Source organism: Algivirga pacifica, assembly GCF_039543525.1.
GTDB lineage: Bacteria > Bacteroidota > Bacteroidia > Cytophagales > Flammeovirgaceae > Algivirga > Algivirga pacifica.
In genome coordinates, this window is sequence record NZ_BAABJX010000056.1 from 1 (window position 1) to 18,484 (window position 18,484).

The window sequence follows — 18,484 nt, forward strand, 5'->3', positions numbered from 1 at the left end:
GTGAACCGTATCGCTCAGCGCTCCAGACCCATCAGCTACCTTGAACACCAATGTATCCAAGGGACTTCCGTTCAAGTCCGCATCCGGCGTATAAACCAGCTTGCCGATATCTGTTGCACTGATCAGCGTATCCACCGTGCTGACCACATTCCCATCATAACTCAACGTTCCGTCATCAGGGAAAACATGCAGCTGAACCTTACCCAGCGCTTCATTCTCTACATCGCTATAATCCTTGTTGAAGTCTGATAACTCGAAGGTGTAATCTGAATCCTCATCCAGTACCGTGCTATCGCCAGATACCGTCGGTGCATCATTCAATGGCGTCACGTACAACGTGAAGTGAACCGTATCGCTCAGCGCTCCAGACTCATCAGCTACCTTGAACACCAACGTATCCAAAGGACTTCCGTTCAAGTCCGAAGTCGGCGTATAAACCAGCTTGCCAATATCTGCTGCGCTGATCAGCGTATCCACCGTACTTACCGGATTGCCGTCATAACTCAATGTTCCATCATCAGGGAAAACATGCAGCTGAACCGTACCCAGCGCTTCATTCTCCACATCGCTATAATCCTTGTTGAAGTCTGATAACTCGAAGGTGTAATCTGAATCTTCATTCAATACCGTGCTGTCGCCAGATACCGTCGGTGCACTACTCCCTCCACAACCAGTTGTCTGCGTATAAATCGTATCCTTTACAATACTATAGGAAGCATGATATTTATCATTAACCAACTGTATACTGTATATCCCTGCCTGCGTTACAGAAAGTGTGGTATCTGCTGTAATATTAGCGATGGTTGTCGTATCTCCACTTCCCTCCTTAGTCCATTTGATCTCCCAAGGTGCGGAACCGGAAAAGTCCAGTCCCAAGTCGACCGAGCTTCCTGAACATATAGAATCCGGTGCAGAAATCACGATGGAGGGCTGTGGATGTATTTCCAGCTCTACTGACTTAGTTGTTGAATCATTATAATGTTCACATAAGACAGGGCCTAGCTTCACTGCTTTGACAATAATCTTTGTCGTGCTACTCAACACCGCATTGGTCGTCAGGGTTAACGCAGCAGTACTAGAAGCATATTTAGGAGCACTAACTACAGTACTATCTGTTTTTGTCAGTGTATAAATAAACCCTTCTTCTGGGTTCTCAATAGTCACTTCTGTTCCTTCCGGTATCTCCTGATAGAAATCCGTAATGGAAGCTGAGATTGTTCTGTCCGTTATATCCGCACAAGCTACTGTCATCACGTTAGACGGCTCACTCTCACAAGTCCCTCCATTATCGAACGTGAAATACACTTCTGCTCCTGCGTAAAGTACTTCATTAGCTGACAAATTACCTATTGCTCTTATGTCAATGGTATTCTCGCCTGAATTAACAGTAAACTTAGCAATTGTCTCGGATGATGTTCCTCCATCAATATACATCCATACAGCACCACTACTCGGTGCTTCAACAATAACCTGTGTATCTCCCTCTTTCAGTTCTGTTGCAGGTGATACTAATTTCAAAGTAGGAGCAGTAGCAGGTCTTGTCCCTACTGTAACAGAAGAGGAAGCATCACTCTCAATATACTTATAAGTCGTATTGTCCGAGCATTTCGTATTATTCCAAGCGGTCGCATAAATACCCGTTACTCCTGTTAGGTCTACATTATCAATCACCCAGCCTCCTTCTGTGGTTACTGTAGTAGTTCCTTTTTGCGTGCCAGACTGATCATATAAGATAATTGTACTTCCACTTGCTGCAGTCGCACTTCCCATTACCGACACACCATTTCCTTGACAATAGGTCCCTACGATAGAAGGGGTCGCTGTTTTTTCTTTAATGGGCATGGAAACGTCAGGGGTTTCTGAACGTTCCTTTCCTGACTCAATTTGATACGCCGTAATAACATCGCAAGAAGATAATCCTGGAGAAGTAATCGACCAATTCCCAGAGCCATCTACCACAGAAGTTCCAATTTCCAAATCATTAAGAGCGATAAATACTGTTGCTCCTACAACACCTGTACCTGTAATATCTGACGCTGTATTAATGATGTAATCCTGAGATTGATCTGTATCTGTTTTATCAATTGTTGGCTTTGCTGACACCCCTGTCAAGTTTAATTCAAAAGAAGTGAAAGGTGATTCACACTTACCTCCTGACACATCTTCTGCTGTAACTAAAACAACATCACTAAAACATTGACCTGTTTTACATAATTGAATAGACCAAGAACCATCTGCTGCAGCGACTGCTTCAACCTGGCATTGCTGTCCACAACCTGAAATATCAGTTGACGTATAAGGTTCTCCTGTTGCTTTGTATGCCCTGATAGTAGCTCCAGCTGGAGCAGAACCAGCTCCTCCTTTAACACCTTTATTTCCACTTACTGCTGTTAAGCTAATAGGCACTGTTGTTTGCTCACCATCACATATAGCTTTCGGTGTCTTCACTAGAATACCTGTACAACTCCCCGAAAAAGCCTTACCACTTACATCATCGGCTACTGCAGTCAAATAATCTCCTACCGCAAGTGTCAAGCTAGCAATGGACCAACTACCATCTCCAGCGGCTGTGGCTGAACCAATTTCAGTCCCATTATTGTATAAGGTAACTGTTGCTCCTGCCTCTGCTGTTCCAGAAACTGTCGTATCATCACTATCTACCGCATCAATCGTAGGGCAATCTGCCTTTGTTAACTTGCTGTAAGACTGCTGTGACGTTAAATCTGTCATCGATACGGAAGGAAACACACACACCAATTCCTCCAATATATTATATATATCCCCTCCATAGGCCAAATCATCCACACCATTCAAATCGGATACCGGTGGGTTTCCAATCAGTGGTTTATGGTTCATGGTCGTTACCGCTACAAAACGCATAGGTGTAGAAGTCGTAATAGATACTCCCGATGCTGTAGCCGCTGTTTGTAAATCCGTAAAGGGAATATAGAAGTCGTAAAAATAGTCATCTGACCCATCCACCGTTGAATTAGCAATCGACTTCTGCGCGTACTGAGCATAAGGTCTACTAGTACTAGCAATGACCTCAGTTGCCTCAGTCTTTCCATTCACATTATATAGGCCTATACCAAAATGAGATTCCAAGGTCACTTCAATCTCAAAGCCTGGGTTGCCCTCTACCTTGTTGCCTTCCGCATTAGCACCTAACGTACCCACCTTACCATCGGTATCAATCAACACGGTATATCCTTTAGCAGCCTTAGCGGTATTACCCATTCTAAAACGGAAGAGTAGGTTCTCTCCATCAAAATACATGTAGAAAGACTCTTTGCTTTGTGCCGACCCAACATAGTCCGTAAACTTGGTCTTAGGTCCTCTAAGGATATCCTCACTGGGGTCTGTAACCTGAAAGGAAGAGAATGGTATCTCAAATACCTCATCTCCTGTAAACGTGTACCCATCCCCATTAGGATCAAGTACTAGTGTGGTACCGTCGCTTTTTGTTCCCGTAGCAGTCTTGTAAATCAAGCCGGGAGTTTGCCCCCATACCTGTTGTAAGGGAAGCATCAACCATAGCAATACCAGAGGATAATAGTAGTTTTTATGCTGCATACTCTGATTTAGTTAATTGGATAAAATAGTTGGCGGAATTAATGGAATCATTCTTTTTATTGACCCCGGAAAGAGGTTTATATCTCCTCACTTAAGACAGTATTCCCCTAGACAAACAAAGACACAAACGCCTTGACCTTTAATCTTTTCAAAGATAAGGAAAGTACTCATTTACAAATATTTGTAAATATCTTAAAACGCACGTTTAAATGTACTAATTGTTTGGGCAGCTTGTCAGTTTAGTATGAACCTCAGTCCATCGTCATCTATTTTGTCCTGTTCTAATATTTGTTTTTAGTTTTCGTTGTTAATGAAGCATCATCAACATGTTAGTTTTGGAACTACAAAGAATGTTATTTTTCCTTAAGAATGAAAACATTCTTAAGGATAGCCACCTCTTTTCTAAGAAAAATCCAATATCAAGCCTTATATATTCCATAAAAGATCCCTTTGCAAACATAAAGAGTTACAAATTCAATAAGCTCTAATGTAATTTTACAAGGGCTATCTATCTTTTAATGAAATTGAAATACTTTTCATTAACTTATCGGCAAGAAATTATTTTTTTTATTAATATTAGGACATAATTAACAGGGTGACATTATTGTCATAGCTATACACAAGTTCAATTAGCTATTTTTTCACGTAAACCAACATGAATTCCTATGTACCCTACCCGAAAAAACTAAACGCTCAAGCTTTTTACGATTGATCATGGAACTAGAAACAACGGCTAACAAACCGATCACTAGCTATTTTATTGCGAATAACGATATTTTTGAGGCGATGCGAGAGTTGAACGTATCGGACAAATCCTTTATCCTTTATATGTTTTACTTGGCCGTAGGAGATGAAAACGGCGTAAGCCAATACACCAACTCCTATATTGCTCAAGAAATGAGTTGGAGTAAACGAACTGTTATACGCATGAAAATGGAACTTTTACAAGCTGGATTGATCAGTGTAAAGTCCAACTATATAGACAAGCAGCAAACAGCCGATTACGTAAAGGCCTTTTACCTAAAAGGCCCGCAAAATCTTATGGATATTACAGAGGAAGAAACAGAACACACCGGCCGATTGAGTGCATTTTTAGGTGCCTTCGATAGTACCGACCTGAGGGACAATCTCAATGAAGATGAATTGGAGGATGATTTCCCAATCGGAAATCTTATACAAGCCGGAAGAAAAAACACGGAAGACGAAAAGGATATTGTCTATGCTTTTGAATATATCAAGAAGCAATTCATTATGTTAGGGAAATCCGTAAACGACTGGTTACTAACCCCCCATAACCAAAAGCAACTGGAACATTTTCTAACGATGTATTTTCTATGGGGAGAGCAAGAGACCATTGCTCACACCATTAATAATCTATTTGTCAAACATGAGATTTACTTAAAAGAAGCACGTTCTATGGACAACTTCTTTAAGATCACAGGAGTATTGCATAGTCTGGAAAGCTTTGGGAAAGCCGTAAAACAATAGACTATAGTAGTTGAGGCGGCTTGCGCCGCTAGTTTAGTGACACTACGTGTCGTTGAGTAGCCCTTCGGGCTGTTGAGATTTTACAGTACAGTTCTTTCTCAACAGCCCGAAGGGCTACTCAACGAAGCAAAGCTTCTCTCAACGGCACACAGTGCCGCTCAACAAAGCCATTTAGTAGTATGAAAGTTATTGTCTATAAGCGATAAGTAGCATAGTATTCCGTAGACAACGACAAGGTGAACCTGCAAGCCTAAATATCATGAAATGGACCTAACGGGCAAAGATACTTGTTAATAGGATAGATGAACATTCAAGACCACTATCCACTACAATATCATGAAAACGAAACTCTTTGCCCTTTTCATTCTTCTGTTATGCAGCTGTAATCTATACGAAGTAAGAACAGACTATAATAGTCGAACAAATTTTGCCCGATACAATAGTTTTGCCTTTGTTCCACCACAATACCGTCTGCCGGTTAACGAGATAGACATCGGACGTATACGTAACGCCATTACTTACGAACTACAAAACAAAGGATATGTAGAATCCTCTACTCCTGAACTATTAATCTCCTTTCAAGTCACTCAAGAAATGCGGGAGCGCATCACGACCTACGATCCTTACCCTTATGGCGCCTACGGCTGGGGTGGTTGGGGCGGATGGGGTCCCTATGGTTGGGGTGGCTATGGATGGGGATGGGGTGGTTACTGGCGCCCCTATCCTTACTTTGGCTACTATAGCAGTGAGGTCGAACAATATGATGTAGAACGTATTGCCATTAATATTCGAGATGCCAAAAGTAATGAGTTAATTTGGCAAGGCATTGTCTCTTTGGGAGATCTGGATGACTATAACAACCCGAACAAAAAGCAAAATGTGATCAACAATTCGGTTAGTAAACTAATGGAGCAATATCCTCCAGAGCAATAAGGATCTATTGTGAGAAGTTCTTGTTCATGATGTTTAATTGAGCTTCGCTCGTTCAAAATGTTTAGTTGTTATTTCTTTAATTTCAACTAAACATTTTGAACGCAGTTGCAAAGCAACTGCAATTAAACATCATGAACAAACTTATAAGCTCATGTAATAAGCAATACTTTCCTTGGCTTCATCCCAACTCACCACATAATCAAATCCACAATCACCGGTAGCTTCCAACAAAGAACAGTTGATTTTCTCACCTTCATTTTTCTTGTCCTGTAACATATAATCCTGCAAGTGAGGAATATCCGCATCGGTTAATTCCACTTTTCCGTAAACCTTTAGAATATAGTCTTGGATACTATCCAACTCACTTTCTGGAAGCCCTGCCTTCTTTACCGATAAATATGCTTCGCAAATCATACCTATGGCAATAGCTTCTCCATGTAGCAATTTTCGTCCAGAAATATCCAGTAAATAGCTTTCGATCGCATGCCCTATCGTATGTCCAAAGTTCAAGATCTTGCGTAGCCCTTTTTCTGTGGGGTCATTTTCTACCACATTTTTCTTAATGGCTACCGAACGTTGAATTACTCCTTCCCAATCTTGTTCTAACAATGACTTGGATGATAAATCTTGCCACTCTTCCTTATTGGCAATCAATCCATGCTTGATTACTTCTGCATACCCAGAGCGCAGTTCATTTTGTGGCAAAGTCTCCAGGAAGTCTGGGCAGATCACTACATGATCAGGCACTCTAAAGATTCCGATATGGTTTTTCAGTTTTCCAAAATCAACCCCTAACTTCCCTCCTACACTAGCATCTACCTGAGATAATAATGTAGTAGGCATTTGCCAGAAGTCAATTCCTCTTTTGTAGGTAGAGGCACAAAACCCTCCCATGTCACCAATTACTCCTCCACCAAGATTTAGAACAAAACTTTTGCGATCAAAACGGGCATCAGTCAAAGCCTGCCATATCTTAGTACAGGTTTCAATGGTTTTATTTTCCTCTCCACTTTGTATCTGAATGACAGTATGTTCTGGCAACCATTGCTTTATTTTGGGGTAGCAATGAGTTACGGTATTCTCATCCACGATCACAGCCACCTTAGTATACCTTTGCAGTTCCTCAAAAACGGCAGCGTCTAGCTTTTGTTTGAAGCTTACTCTGTTTGTTTGCATGTTGTTTCGTTCTAGTTTCTGGCTGAGAGCTTGTTAAAAAATATAATCATTGAAGGATATACGTTTATAACGTCAAAGGAGAAAGAATGAAGGACAAAAACCTTAATAAGAACATGTTTGGAACCACATCTTTTGGTATAAAACTCCTCAAAATCTGGATTACAAACATGTTCTAAGAAGCTTATCTCCTTTATCCTTCCTCCTTTATCCATTTGAAAATGATTCTATCTAACGATTATGTGATAGCCTCATCAATATAGTTACTGAAATGTTTTCATTAAACATTTTCTTTCTCAGTGTTCACAATTTTAGTCTGTAGCCTGATCGACTCATCGTGGATCAACTTGAACATTTGCTCTACAAACTCTTTGCTCAAACCTAGATCAGAAGCTGCTCCTGGTCTCGACTGGAATACGTTGATCCAACGATCTGCTTGGAAAACCGTAAGGTTGTGATCTCTCTTGTACTCACCGATTTGATTTACTACACCCATTCTTGACGCCAATGCATCCAGGATTTCGTTATCGATACGGTCAATTTTTCCTCTAAGATCATCCAACTGATTAGCATCCAAATCAGATGGATCCAATTGACGCTGCTTAATTTTCACTTCATTCAAGATCTCAGCCAAACGTGCCGGCGTCACCTGCTGTGCTGCATCAGACCAAGCTTCTGTTGGATTGTAGTGTGTTTCGATCATCAAACCGTCGAAGTCCAAATCCATCGCTTTCTGAGATACCGGAAGGATAAGGTCACGGCTACCACCAATGTGGCTTGGGTCACAGATCAATGGAATATTTGGAAGATCTGTTTTTAATTCAATCGCCAATTTCCACATTGGGATGTTTCTATACTTTGTTTTCTCGAAAGAAGAGAATCCTCTGTGCAAGGCAGCGATATCACGGATACCTGCATTGTAGATACGCTCAATTGCTCCTTTCCAAAGTGCCAAATCCGGGTTCAATGGGTTCTTGATCATTACTGGTACGTTGGTTCCTTTCAACGCATCAGCAATCTCTTGCACAGTAAATGGGTTTACCGTACTTCTTGCACCAATCCAAAGAACATCCACATCATGTTTCAAAGCTAGTTCTACGTGCTCCGCATTGGCTACCTCTACCGTAATTGGCATATCTAGCTCTTTTTTCACGTTCTTGAACCACTTTAGACCTTCCTCACCTACTCCCTCGAACGACCCTGGTCTTGTTCTAGGCTTCCATACCCCTGCACGGAACATTGTAATATCAATATTTTCTTTGATTTGCTTACAAGTAGCCATCAACTGCTCTTCGGTCTCTGCGCTACATGGGCCTGCGATAGCAATAGGTGTATTGTTTTTTACTACTGACCACTCGTTTAATGCTCGGATGTCTTTCATAGTTCTAGAAATTTTCGTGTTTGTGTTTTACTAACAACCTGTTTAACAAAAAGGATTAACCGGTATAGAATTATTAAAGAATTAATATGAATTGCCGAAGACGAAAACCATCCAAAGTTCATTAGTCGAAGTCATCTGTCAGCAGCTTAGTTATTTTGGATTCCTTAATAAAGAATAGGAAAAAGGTAAAAAAAAACCTGATTCCTTCTTAGCAAGGAATCAGGTGTCTCATCAGCTTTTAATTTTTGGTATAAGCTATTGCCTGCATTCCTTGCTGGAACGAGTAAAATAAAAAAACCAAAAATAATAATATGTAGTGCTGAAGATATTCATATTTGCTTTTCTCTATGCCGTAGTGTTTTAATGATGAAACAAACATACAATAATAATTCAATTAATTCCAAACATTATTTTATTTTTTTCAAATAATTCCATTAACACCACTGAAATATTAAACGAATAACAATTATTTAAGAACTTATACAATATTTCACATTAAACGCCTTCTATAGAATTTGGCTTGTAGCGTTTATCGCTTATTGTTTATTACTTATTGTTTTTTCATTACTGCTTATCTAAGCAAAGCGATGAGCGATAACTGACAAACATATCTTACACGCTTTCACAGCATTGCCAAAATCAAAGGGAAATCCATAGAAATTATTTTAGACTCTAACTCGAAAAGTGTACCTTTGTCCTTGGAAAAATGTTAATTTTCATAGATTGAAGGTTATATTCTAAGAATTAGAAGTCTTATCTTTAAGGCTATGTAATTAATTGTCTAAGAAATAAGACATTCATGCTCAACCAGAAACATTAACCGATTTTTTGATTTAAAAGACACATAATCGTGGAGCAGACACCAAAATATTTACCTAGCATTCATACCATCGCTGTTATTGGAGGAGGAAGCTGGGCTACTGCATTAATCAAGATATTTACTGAAAACGGTAATACCCGTATTAATTGGTGGTTACGTAACGCTGACGACGTGGCCTATATCAAGCGATATCGTTCCAATCCTCGTTACCTTACATCGGTAAAACTAAATCCGGAATTGGTTCGTCCTTTTGAAGACATCAAGGCTGCTGTAAAAGAAGCCGATGCTATATTACTTGCTGTTCCTGCAGCCTTTATTACTTCTGCTCTCAGTACACTATCTGCTGAAGATTTTGAAGGAAAGTATGTCATTTCCTCTATTAAGGGCATGATTCCTACGCATAATACACTGGTGACAGAATATATAGAAGAGCACTTTCAAGTTCCTCATAAAATGGTAGCAGTCATCGGAGGACCTTGTCACGCAGAGGAAGTAGCTATGGAAAAACAGGCTTATTTAAGTCTTGCCTCTTCCAGTAGCAGATACGCCACTGCCTTGGCCGAAATGATGCACTGTCGCTATATTAATACGACTGTCATCAAAGACTTATATGGCGTAGAGTACTGTGCCGTCATGAAAAATATTATTGCCATCGCCTGTGGCATCGCCCATGGCTTAGGCTACGGAGACAACTATCAAGCAGTGCTGGTATCCAATTCCATGCAAGAGATTAAACGACTCCTTAAAGAAGTATACAAAGTCAAAAGAGACCTAACAGCCTCTGCTTACCTAGGAGACCTACTGGTCACGACTTACTCTCAATTTAGCCGAAACAGGACTTTCGGTAACATGATTGGAAGAGGTTATACCGTGAAAGCAGCTCAAATGGAAATGGAAATGGTCGCTGAAGGATATTACGCAGTGAAGTCCATCCACCAGATTCATACGCAATATGAAGATCTAAATATGCCTATTACCACAGCGGTATATAATATTCTTTACAACAAGGTGTCTCCTTCTGAGGAGTTCTTGTGGCTAAAAGAACAATTACAATAGATCAAAAGCACAAGAGCTTGTTTGGAATACGGACTCCAAACAAGCCCTAAATGGACGCTTATAAAAATTTTCTCGAACCTCCTACAGGTCCAAAAGGTTACTACTATAGTTGGTAACCTTTTTTTTATAGCCATAGCTATATCCATTATAACCTATGCTATTTTCCAACTAACTAAAAGTAGATATCTATGAAGATCAATGATACACTCGCCGTACAACGTACTACCATGGCCAATGACAGAACCCTATTAGCCTGGGTAAGAACCTCCTTGGCCATTATCGCCTTGGCGCTAGCAGTATTACACTTTGGTCCTAGTCATAAAGGAATCACTGCCGGTGCATTTATCTTAGTATTTGCTAGTGGGTATTGCTTCACTTACGGACTTAGAAGGTACTTAAGAAGCCGAGCAAGGTTGTACAAACAACTCAATCGACTTAGACAAGCCCAATCCTTTGAACTGGAAATTGCCCGACGTAAAGCTCAGGGAAAGGCAGAAGGAGAATTTAACCTGTAACCTTTTTACTTTTTTTGTAGTATAATAAGATGATGTGTACCTTATTTACGGTCATTAAACATTCTATTGTTTATCCATTTTAAACGATACACTTAAAAAACTATCGCACTGTAACTACACATTATACTGTCAAATTAATTAATTACTGATTATATGAAAGATACCATCATACCTTATTATCTAGGGAGTACACTTCCTTATGAGGTTGTTACTAAAGTCACTGAACTTCCTGAAGAAGCTCAGCAAGAATTCTTAGGCACCTTCCATTACATGAAGAAATCCCCCATTATTTCTTATATTCTACATTTTTTTCTGGGAGCTCACCATGGGTATATGGGGGAATGGGGCAAGCAAATTCTTTTTTGGTTAACAGGAGGAGGATTTGGTATCTGGTGGTTAATCTTAACCTTTACGATTCCCAGAAACATCAGAAGACGAAATCGTGAAATATCAAAGGACGTCTTGAAGGATGTTCTATTAAGGTATAGAAAAAGACAAAATAAGGCATTGCACAAAGAACCTGCCCGTGTCGCAAGCAAGCGTACCCTTAACATTCCATTTGATCCTACAGATTTGCGGCTGGAAAACCTTGAAAAAGGCTTTATGATTGATTTTGAAACAGAAACTTGGGAGGTTTTAGAGAAGCAACAAATGGATTGGCAAAATGACGAAAGCCATTTCTTTTACCATTTGATACACGGTAGTCAAGAGCGTTACCTATACTTGCATAGAGGTAGGTACTTTACAAAACACTACCTTATGAAAAGTGTCAATAAGTTTATCCTACACGAAAATTTGGAAGCCCTTGTTGCTGGACATAAAAGACCTCCAAATATTCTGGAATACGAAGGTGCCTCTTACTATAAAGAAGCTCACCACTATGGCTTTGGGTTTGATCATAATCACCCTTCCGGCATTAAAGAAGACAGTTGGATCTATTATGACGAACAACAGCAAAATGTCTTATTGATTGTCTTAAAAGGAAAATCGGAAGTCAAAACCTATGCGGGAAAAATCAAAGATGCTGAAGAGTTTATTGATATTCTTCCTAGATAGATTAGCGCTTGTTTGAAATACCCTCGCCATCAGGCGAGGGCCTACAGAAATCCCTTCCTCCTTCCTCCTTCCTCCTTCCTCCTTCCTCCTTCCTCCTTAAAATGACCTCTTTTTCAGGAACACTATAACTTTTTACTACAACCCTGTGTCTTTTGATTAAGAACCAACAAGAAACTATACTTATGAGCGCTAAAACAATCATAGGAATATTCCTCTCACTAATTTCCTTAAGCAGTTGCCAAAACTCATCTCCTGAGCCAGCCCAGCTCCTTCCCATCGACGGTAATCAGCGAACCGTTATTGAGGCAAATAATGATTTTGCTATTCATCTACTAAATACGGTGGGAAAGGATGAAAAAAAGAACTTTATCATTTCTCCTTATAGCTGTAGTATGGCACTAGGAATGACTGTCAATGGAGCTAAGGATGACACTAAAGAAGAAATCCTTTCCGTATTGGGCTTAGAAGGTTTAACCCAAGAGGAGGCAAATCAGTCTTATGCAAAGACTATCAACACACTGCAAGAAGCTGACCCTGCAGTCAAGCTACTGCAAGCCAATAGCGTTTGGTATCGAAATTCTTTTCAAGTCGCTACTCCATTCAAACAAGCTGCAGAAAACTTTTTTGGTGCTAGCGTTGAAGGTCTTGACTTTACTAAGTCTGAGGAGAGTAAGCAATTCATCAATGATTGGGTGGAAGAAAAAACGGAAGGAAAAATCAACAACCTTATTCGTGAGATACAAGACAAGCACGTAATGTTCTTGATCAATGCGTTATACTTTAAAGCCAATTGGTCTACACAATTTAAGAAGGAAGACACTTATACTGCAGACTTTTTGGTGGAAAGTATCGGTCAAAAGCCAGTCGATATGATGCGAAGCGCTGACTACCCTATCGCCCACACGGAGAATGAAACGATTCATTTTATCCAAATCCCTTATGAGAATGGACAGTATAACTTGCAGATACTCCTACCAAAACATGAAGAAAAGATTCATAATTTAGTTGCAAGTATAGACTATAATAAGTTAACAGAATTGCAAAATTCACTTGTAGAAGAGGAAGTTGACTTCCATATGCCCAAGTTTGAGATTACTTATCAGAAAGAATTAAAGGGGCCTTTACAACAAATGGGTATGACAAAATCTTTTACTCCCGAAGAAGCAGACTTCAACAACTTGTTTGAGCAGCAACGGGAGGATTATCATCTCACAGAGGTTTTCCAAAAAGTTTATATCAAAGTAGACGAGGAAGGAACAGAAGCCGCAGCAGCTACTTCCGTAGGTGTAGGAATTGAAAGTGCCCCTATGCCACTGATTATCGATCGATCTTTCCTGTTTTTCATCACCGAGAAACATAGCAATACCATCTTATTTGAAGGCATTGTTTGGGATCCTAGATAAAGTAAGAGGTAAGAGGTAAGAGGTAAGAGGTAAGAGGTAAAGTTACTTTTGAATGAGAACAGATCAAATTTAATTACCTTTTACCTCTTACCTTTTACCTTTTCTTATATTTTCCCTATCGGCATAATTTCTTCCCCATATACTTCATTCAATATCTGGGCAATACAAGCATATAATGCTGACAAACCACACAAAACCCCTTCAATGCCTGCCAAGGTATGGATCATATGACTTCCAGTGAAGTTGGCAGCTGCTAACAAAAAGAATAATACGGTCAGTGAGCCAAATACAACTTGTAATGCCTTATTGATACGAAGTGTTCCGACAAACATTCCGGCCGTAAACAATCCCCATAATCCTAGGTAGAAGCCCATCGCTACAGCGCTGGAAGCATTGGCATTCAACCCTGCAGAGGGCAATAACCAGGTCGCCACCAGTGATAACCAGAAAAATCCATAAGCAGTAAATGCTGTTGCGCCAAACGTATTGTTCTTCTTCCATTCTTGTACTCCGGCAATTACCTGGGCAGAACCTCCCATAAACAATCCCATTCCCATAATCATGGAATTTAGTTCAAATAAACCTGCATTATGCAAGTTGAGCAAGATGGTGGTCATCCCAAATCCCAATAATCCCAATGGAGCGGGATTAGAAGTAGTGTCAGATAGTGTTACTTTCGCCGTGGTAGAGTTTGCTGTAGTCATCGATGTCTATTATTTGATTTAAATGTTTGCTGTGCTTTTTAAAAGCCTGCAAAGATAAATGAATAGTCCATCAAGAATCACTACAGTATGTTAATAGGTGTTCATACCGCTACACGGCGTATGTTAATTGAGCTTCGCTCGTTCATAATGTTTAGTTGTTGAGTCATTGCATTGCATTGCGCTTCGCTTCATCCTTCATCCTTCATCCTTCATCCTTCATCCTTCATCCTTCAATAAGGAAAGACTTTTTATCCAAACCGCTCCAGTGATATGTTCCATTTCCCAATTTTCTATCTTCAACTTACAAAAAGGGCCTTTCCTTAAAAAAGACGCATCAAAAAACCATAATGTTGTTTCTTCTTTTGCCTGAGCATTTTTGACGACACATACAATATAACCATACAGCTCCTTCTCCACCCCTAATAGTTCTGAAAAATGCAATCTAGGCACAAACTGCATCCCTAGTAATTTATCCCCTCGCTCAAACGTATAACTATCTTCAAAGGTCATTTCCTCTGTATTCTGTCGAAGAATGCAAGGAGGCAATTCCTTCTCCGCTAATTGCAGGATTTTATCAGGAGCAGCCATCCTATAGGAAATATCCTTATATAACTCATAAGCATCTTTCATCAGTTGTTTCCCTTCAAGACCATAGCTTTGCCAAAATAAATAAGGGACCTTCACATTCGTTGTTCTTTCTTCTTGATAATAAGTACAGTAACCCAACTCCCAGGTATGCGCATTCCCTTCTTTTCGCCAATCCTCTGCCAATAGACTTTCGGACACTAAATGGGTATACTTATCTGCAAATACATACTTACCGATTTTCCCAATATCCATACAGTTAATTGCACTGCTTCCTACCTTAGTTACTGTAGTACTATTCTCCCAATATTCTTCATCATACTCCCGTACCCATTCACTATAAGGGGTATAATTTCGATGTTGTACATGCAATACCTTAGCTGTATTTTCAGTCGTCAATAACGCGTGTTGTATTTCTCCCTTAATAGGTTCCATCATAATTCGAGCCTCAACCCTATGCGGATTGTTGATCAATGCTGCCTTCTCTACCGCATAAATCACAGACTCAGAAGTGTGTATTTGCAGGTTCAGTTTTCTAAGAAAATCATCAATCAACTCACTCTGAGGGAAAGGATTATTCAATATGAATTTTTCATAAGGTATTACCGACGAATCAATAAGCAATAAGTGCTCCTCGGCATCAATTACCTGATAAAGCTGCCTTTGAAGTTGCAAAGGCTTCCCCCATTCATCCATCAACAACCATTTTTGCAAAGCACCTTCTCCATTCCAGCGATATAGGTAAGCTCCTCCCCCTTGATATAAAAAAAACTTGATAAGTTCTTTTAGCTTTCCTTTGAGAAGGTGTTTCCAGCTTTTCTTCCAAGAGACTTTCCCTAATACTTTACTTAGTATGCGATACCAATCTGTTATACTGTAGTAATCAAGATACCCATAAGCATACGACTGTATCTCTTCCTCTATACTTTCTATTAACCCCTCTATGGTACAAGTATCCAGCAAAAATAGTATATCCTCCAAAGCCTGCTGCTCCTCCGTTTCGGCCTTTACATGCGTAAAGTAAAAAGCGTTTTCACGATCAGCATAGGCTGGATAGAAACAGGTATTACAAAAAGGAAGTAAGAGCTGGTCTAGCACATGAGTATACCAATCGGAAGGGCTTCCCACCGAATCAATAGTTTCTAAAGTATAAGGATTGATTTCAAAAGGCCTTCCTTGCTCCGCAGTGACCAACATCCGCATCCGGTCTCCTGTGCGATACCTAAACGGTATCAGCGTACCGTTAAGGTAATTTCTAACGCCCAAGTTACTAGCAAACACATATCTCCCATAATGATTAGGAGCCTGTATTTTTTCAAACAGTTTTTGACAGGCAGTTTGGATGCTGCGTTCTGTTAAATGCACTTTATCCGGAAGAAAATCAAGACGTACGATTTTTCGCTCCCTGTTCAGTTGAGAAGTATTAGGATACAGCTGTTCTGAGCGACTAGTAATACTTGTATTAAAAAATAGATGACCTTCTATATCCTGAGGGTATACCCCTTCTATTCTTGTTACAAAGGGTTGTTGCTGGTTATTCATTTGGGTTGACATACTATTTTCATATCCCTTATGTGTTGGGTTTACACAATATTAACAAACACAACCCTGTAAACCAACCTGTAAACAGGTATCACCTTCAAATCTCTATAGCAAGTAAGATTCTTTCCTATTTTGCAAAAAACCTCACCAAATCACCTGCTTTTGCTAAAGCTCCTTCTCTCAAGGAAAACAAAGTAACTGACGTGTGTCCTATGATTTGCCACCCTCCTGGCGTGTCCATAGAATATACTCCTGTCTGCTCTCCAGCAATACCCACTGCCCCAGCACGAACAGATTTACGAGGAACCGCTTTTCTTGGACAAGCAATCTGAGGGTTCATTCCTCCCAAATACATAAACCCTGGTGAAAACCCAATCATATACACCCTATACTCCGGCTCAGTATGTCGGAAAATGAGTTCTTCTTTTGTCAATCCTGTGTACTCCAAGACTTCCTGAATATCCGGTCCCTCATAGCGTACTGGTATCTCAATCAGTCGCCCTTCCGGAAGGGTAAGCACATCGATGGCCTTAATCTGCTCTTCAAGCAATTGCGATAAATAAGTAAAATCTACCTTGCTGGAATCATAATGAACAGTCAAGGATGCGTAAGCTGGAACTAAAGCTTTCAGCCAACTAAACTTTTTGGTTAATAATAATTGCTGTAAAGCTAAGACACGATCATTTAATTCCGGGGTAATCTTATCTCCGAATGAGATCACGATCGCTTGTTCTCCTAAGGGGTATAATTTGTTCATATTGTTTAATTGAGCTTCGCTCGTTCATGTTGTTTAGTTGTTGGCCCGATGTCCTCAACTTAAGGAAACAGTGCATATAGAAAGAGTAGTGTAAACCCGCTGCAGGTCGTATCATTACATGACGTGCGGAACGCTACGAGCAGTATCTACTCTCACTTTGACTCCTTAACTTGACAGCATTGGACTGGAGCCTAAGACCAATTTCTAGTTATTTATCAAAACCCCGAAGGGGTAACATCACATAGAGATGGGATTATTAAGTTTGAATATTTATCCGTCACACTACCCAACAGGTTTGTTGAATCGTTGAATTTCAATACTTCGTATTGAGTTGAATTGAGCTTCGCTCGTTGATTCGAGTTGAATCGTTTATTGAATTCAATAAACGATTCAACGTTTCAACAAAGCCATTAGGTAGTGTGACTGTTATTTTTTCAATCCTTGGATTCACGAATCAATAACACAGGGCAATGCCCTGTGTGAAAAAAGAGAACAACTAAACATTATGAACGAGCGAAGCTCAACTAAACATCATGAACAATTTACCTGGTCAATCGCATCACCACTGCTTTTGCAAAAGACAAGGACTCCGGATGATCCCCATGAATACAAAGTGTTTCCGCTTTTATTGGGATTTGCTTCCCTTCGATGGTATCAACTACTCCTTTGTGTAGCATATGCTCTAGCTGTTGTAATGCCTCTTGTTGATCATGAATGACCGCTTGGGGATTACTGCGAGGGACCAAACTACCATCTGATTGGTACCTTCGATCTAAAAATACCTCATGTACAAATTCCAGCCCTATATCAGCTGCTACTTCCCCAACCAAACTACCGGAAAGTCCAAATAACTTCAGTTCATTGTCCACAGCAGCGATTGCCTTCACGATAGCCTGAGCAATTCCTTCATCTCTTGCCGCATCATTGTACAAGGCCCCATGAGGCTTGACATGGTGTAGTTTTCCTCCCATTGCTTCTACCATACCCTTCAAGGCACTCACCTGATACAACATCAGGTTAAATAAGGACTCATGAGTCATTGGAATATGCCTCCGGCCAAAGCCATGCAAGTCTGCATATCCTGGGTGCGCCCCTATATTGACTCCTTGCTTTATTGCCAGCTCTATCGTTTCTCTCATGACATCTGGGTCTCCGGCATGAAAACCGCAAGCGATATTACAGGAAGAAATCAGTTGTAGTAGCTCCTTATCATTTCCGATAGTGTAAGCGCCGTAGCTTTCTCCTATGTCGGCATTAATATCAATCATATCGTTTTGTTGTTGAGGCCGTTTGTGCGGCTGGTTGAGTGACATTTCGTGTCGTTGAGCTTCATCTTCGGTGAGTTGAGTTGCTTTTTGTATATCGGTGATTATTTTGAGCGTGGACGCTCAAATTTTGCTTTGGGTCTGGGCGTCCACGCCCAGACCAGACAATGGAACCAAAAGGAGGGCGACCACGTGGGATCGCCCCTACTTTTACCTTTTACCTTTTACCTTTT

13 protein-coding genes are annotated in these 18,484 nt (G+C 40.2%); 6 read left to right on the plus strand and 7 right to left on the minus strand.

The annotated features are described in order from the left end of the window. Positions 1 to 3,573 (minus strand): Ig-like domain-containing protein (locus tag ABD985_RS17895; protein ID WP_345374148.1); only part of this gene is annotated, 3,573 nt, incomplete at its 3' end. Positions 3,574 to 4,287: 714 nt separating this feature from the next. Between ABD985_RS17895 and ABD985_RS17900 the strand changes: the two genes are divergently transcribed. Then, positions 4,288 to 5,061, plus strand: a complete 774-nt coding sequence (locus ABD985_RS17900; protein WP_345374150.1) for a hypothetical protein — start codon at positions 4,288 to 4,290, stop codon at positions 5,059 to 5,061. 336 nt (positions 5,062 to 5,397) lie between these two features. Then, the gene (locus ABD985_RS17905) at positions 5,398 to 5,994 is read left to right on the plus strand and encodes a DUF4136 domain-containing protein (RefSeq protein WP_345374152.1); all 597 of its coding nucleotides are present in this window, start codon (positions 5,398 to 5,400) and stop codon (positions 5,992 to 5,994) included. Positions 5,995 to 6,135: 141 nt separating this feature from the next. Here the strand turns inward: ABD985_RS17905 and aroB are convergent, their stop codons facing one another. Beyond that, the gene (gene aroB, locus ABD985_RS17910; protein ID WP_345374154.1) at positions 6,136 to 7,170 is read right to left on the minus strand and encodes a 3-dehydroquinate synthase; all 1,035 of its coding nucleotides are present in this window, start codon (positions 7,168 to 7,170) and stop codon (positions 6,136 to 6,138) included. Positions 7,171 to 7,447: 277 nt separating this feature from the next. Continuing rightward, positions 7,448 to 8,548, minus strand: a complete 1,101-nt coding sequence (locus ABD985_RS17915) for a chorismate mutase (protein WP_345374156.1) — start codon at positions 8,546 to 8,548, stop codon at positions 7,448 to 7,450. Positions 8,549 to 9,398: 850 nt separating this feature from the next. On the opposite strand from ABD985_RS17915, the gene ABD985_RS17920 reads away from it, so the two are divergent. The 4 genes from ABD985_RS17920 to ABD985_RS17935 all read left to right on the plus strand — a co-directional run bounded on the left by ABD985_RS17920 (position 9,399) and on the right by ABD985_RS17935 (position 13,398). After that, complete coding sequence (locus ABD985_RS17920; RefSeq protein WP_345374158.1) at positions 9,399 to 10,424, plus strand: NAD(P)H-dependent glycerol-3-phosphate dehydrogenase; 1,026 nt, start codon at positions 9,399 to 9,401, stop codon at positions 10,422 to 10,424. Between the two features lie 188 nt (positions 10,425 to 10,612). Continuing rightward, positions 10,613 to 10,939, plus strand: coding sequence for a YidH family protein (locus ABD985_RS17925; protein WP_345374160.1), 327 nt, complete (start codon positions 10,613 to 10,615; stop codon positions 10,937 to 10,939). Between the two features lie 153 nt (positions 10,940 to 11,092). After that, on the plus strand, positions 11,093 to 11,995 hold the full coding sequence (locus tag ABD985_RS17930; protein ID WP_345374162.1) for a TM2 domain-containing protein: 903 nt from the start codon (positions 11,093 to 11,095) through the stop codon (positions 11,993 to 11,995). 182 nt (positions 11,996 to 12,177) lie between these two features. Continuing rightward, positions 12,178 to 13,398, plus strand: a complete 1,221-nt coding sequence (locus ABD985_RS17935; RefSeq protein WP_345374164.1) for a serpin family protein — start codon at positions 12,178 to 12,180, stop codon at positions 13,396 to 13,398. Positions 13,399 to 13,502: 104 nt separating this feature from the next. On the opposite strand, the gene ABD985_RS17940 is transcribed toward ABD985_RS17935, so the two are convergent. The 4 genes from ABD985_RS17940 to ABD985_RS17955 form a co-directional block, all read right to left on the minus strand. Beyond that, positions 13,503 to 14,102: an acetate uptake transporter gene (locus tag ABD985_RS17940; protein ID WP_345374166.1), complete on the minus strand. Its 600-nt coding sequence runs from the start codon at positions 14,100 to 14,102 to the stop codon at positions 13,503 to 13,505. A gap of 216 nt (positions 14,103 to 14,318) precedes the next feature. Next, positions 14,319 to 16,229 carry a hypothetical protein gene (locus ABD985_RS17945; RefSeq protein ID WP_345374169.1) on the minus strand — a complete coding sequence of 637 codons (1,911 nt, stop codon included), beginning with the start codon at positions 16,227 to 16,229 and terminating at the stop codon, positions 14,319 to 14,321. Positions 16,230 to 16,356: 127 nt separating this feature from the next. Then, on the minus strand, positions 16,357 to 16,986 hold the full coding sequence (pxpB, locus tag ABD985_RS17950; protein WP_345374172.1) for a 5-oxoprolinase subunit PxpB: 630 nt from the start codon (positions 16,984 to 16,986) through the stop codon (positions 16,357 to 16,359). Positions 16,987 to 17,528: 542 nt separating this feature from the next. Next, positions 17,529 to 18,254, minus strand: a complete 726-nt coding sequence (locus ABD985_RS17955; RefSeq protein WP_345374174.1) for a 5-oxoprolinase subunit PxpA — start codon at positions 18,252 to 18,254, stop codon at positions 17,529 to 17,531. Positions 18,255 to 18,484 lie beyond the last annotated feature (230 nt).

Coding starts and splice junctions, on each gene's coding strand:
- ABD985_RS17955 (WP_345374174.1), bottom strand. CDS start 18,254: ATGATTGATATTAATGCCGACATAGGAGAAAGCTACGGCGCTTACACT.
- ABD985_RS17940 (WP_345374166.1), bottom strand. CDS start 14,102: ATGACTACAGCAAACTCTACCACGGCGAAAGTAACACTATCTGACACT.
- ABD985_RS17945 (WP_345374169.1), bottom strand. CDS start 16,229: ATGAATAACCAGCAACAACCCTTTGTAACAAGAATAGAAGGGGTATAC.
- pxpB (WP_345374172.1), bottom strand. CDS start 16,986: ATGAACAAATTATACCCCTTAGGAGAACAAGCGATCGTGATCTCATTC.
- ABD985_RS17930 (WP_345374162.1), top strand. CDS start 11,093: ATGAAAGATACCATCATACCTTATTATCTAGGGAGTACACTTCCTTAT.
- ABD985_RS17925 (WP_345374160.1), top strand. CDS start 10,613: ATGAAGATCAATGATACACTCGCCGTACAACGTACTACCATGGCCAAT.
- ABD985_RS17905 (WP_345374152.1), top strand. CDS start 5,398: ATGAAAACGAAACTCTTTGCCCTTTTCATTCTTCTGTTATGCAGCTGT.
- ABD985_RS17900 (WP_345374150.1), top strand. CDS start 4,288: ATGGAACTAGAAACAACGGCTAACAAACCGATCACTAGCTATTTTATT.
- ABD985_RS17915 (WP_345374156.1), bottom strand. CDS start 8,548: ATGAAAGACATCCGAGCATTAAACGAGTGGTCAGTAGTAAAAAACAAT.
- ABD985_RS17935 (WP_345374164.1), top strand. CDS start 12,178: ATGAGCGCTAAAACAATCATAGGAATATTCCTCTCACTAATTTCCTTA.
- aroB (WP_345374154.1), bottom strand. CDS start 7,170: ATGCAAACAAACAGAGTAAGCTTCAAACAAAAGCTAGACGCTGCCGTT.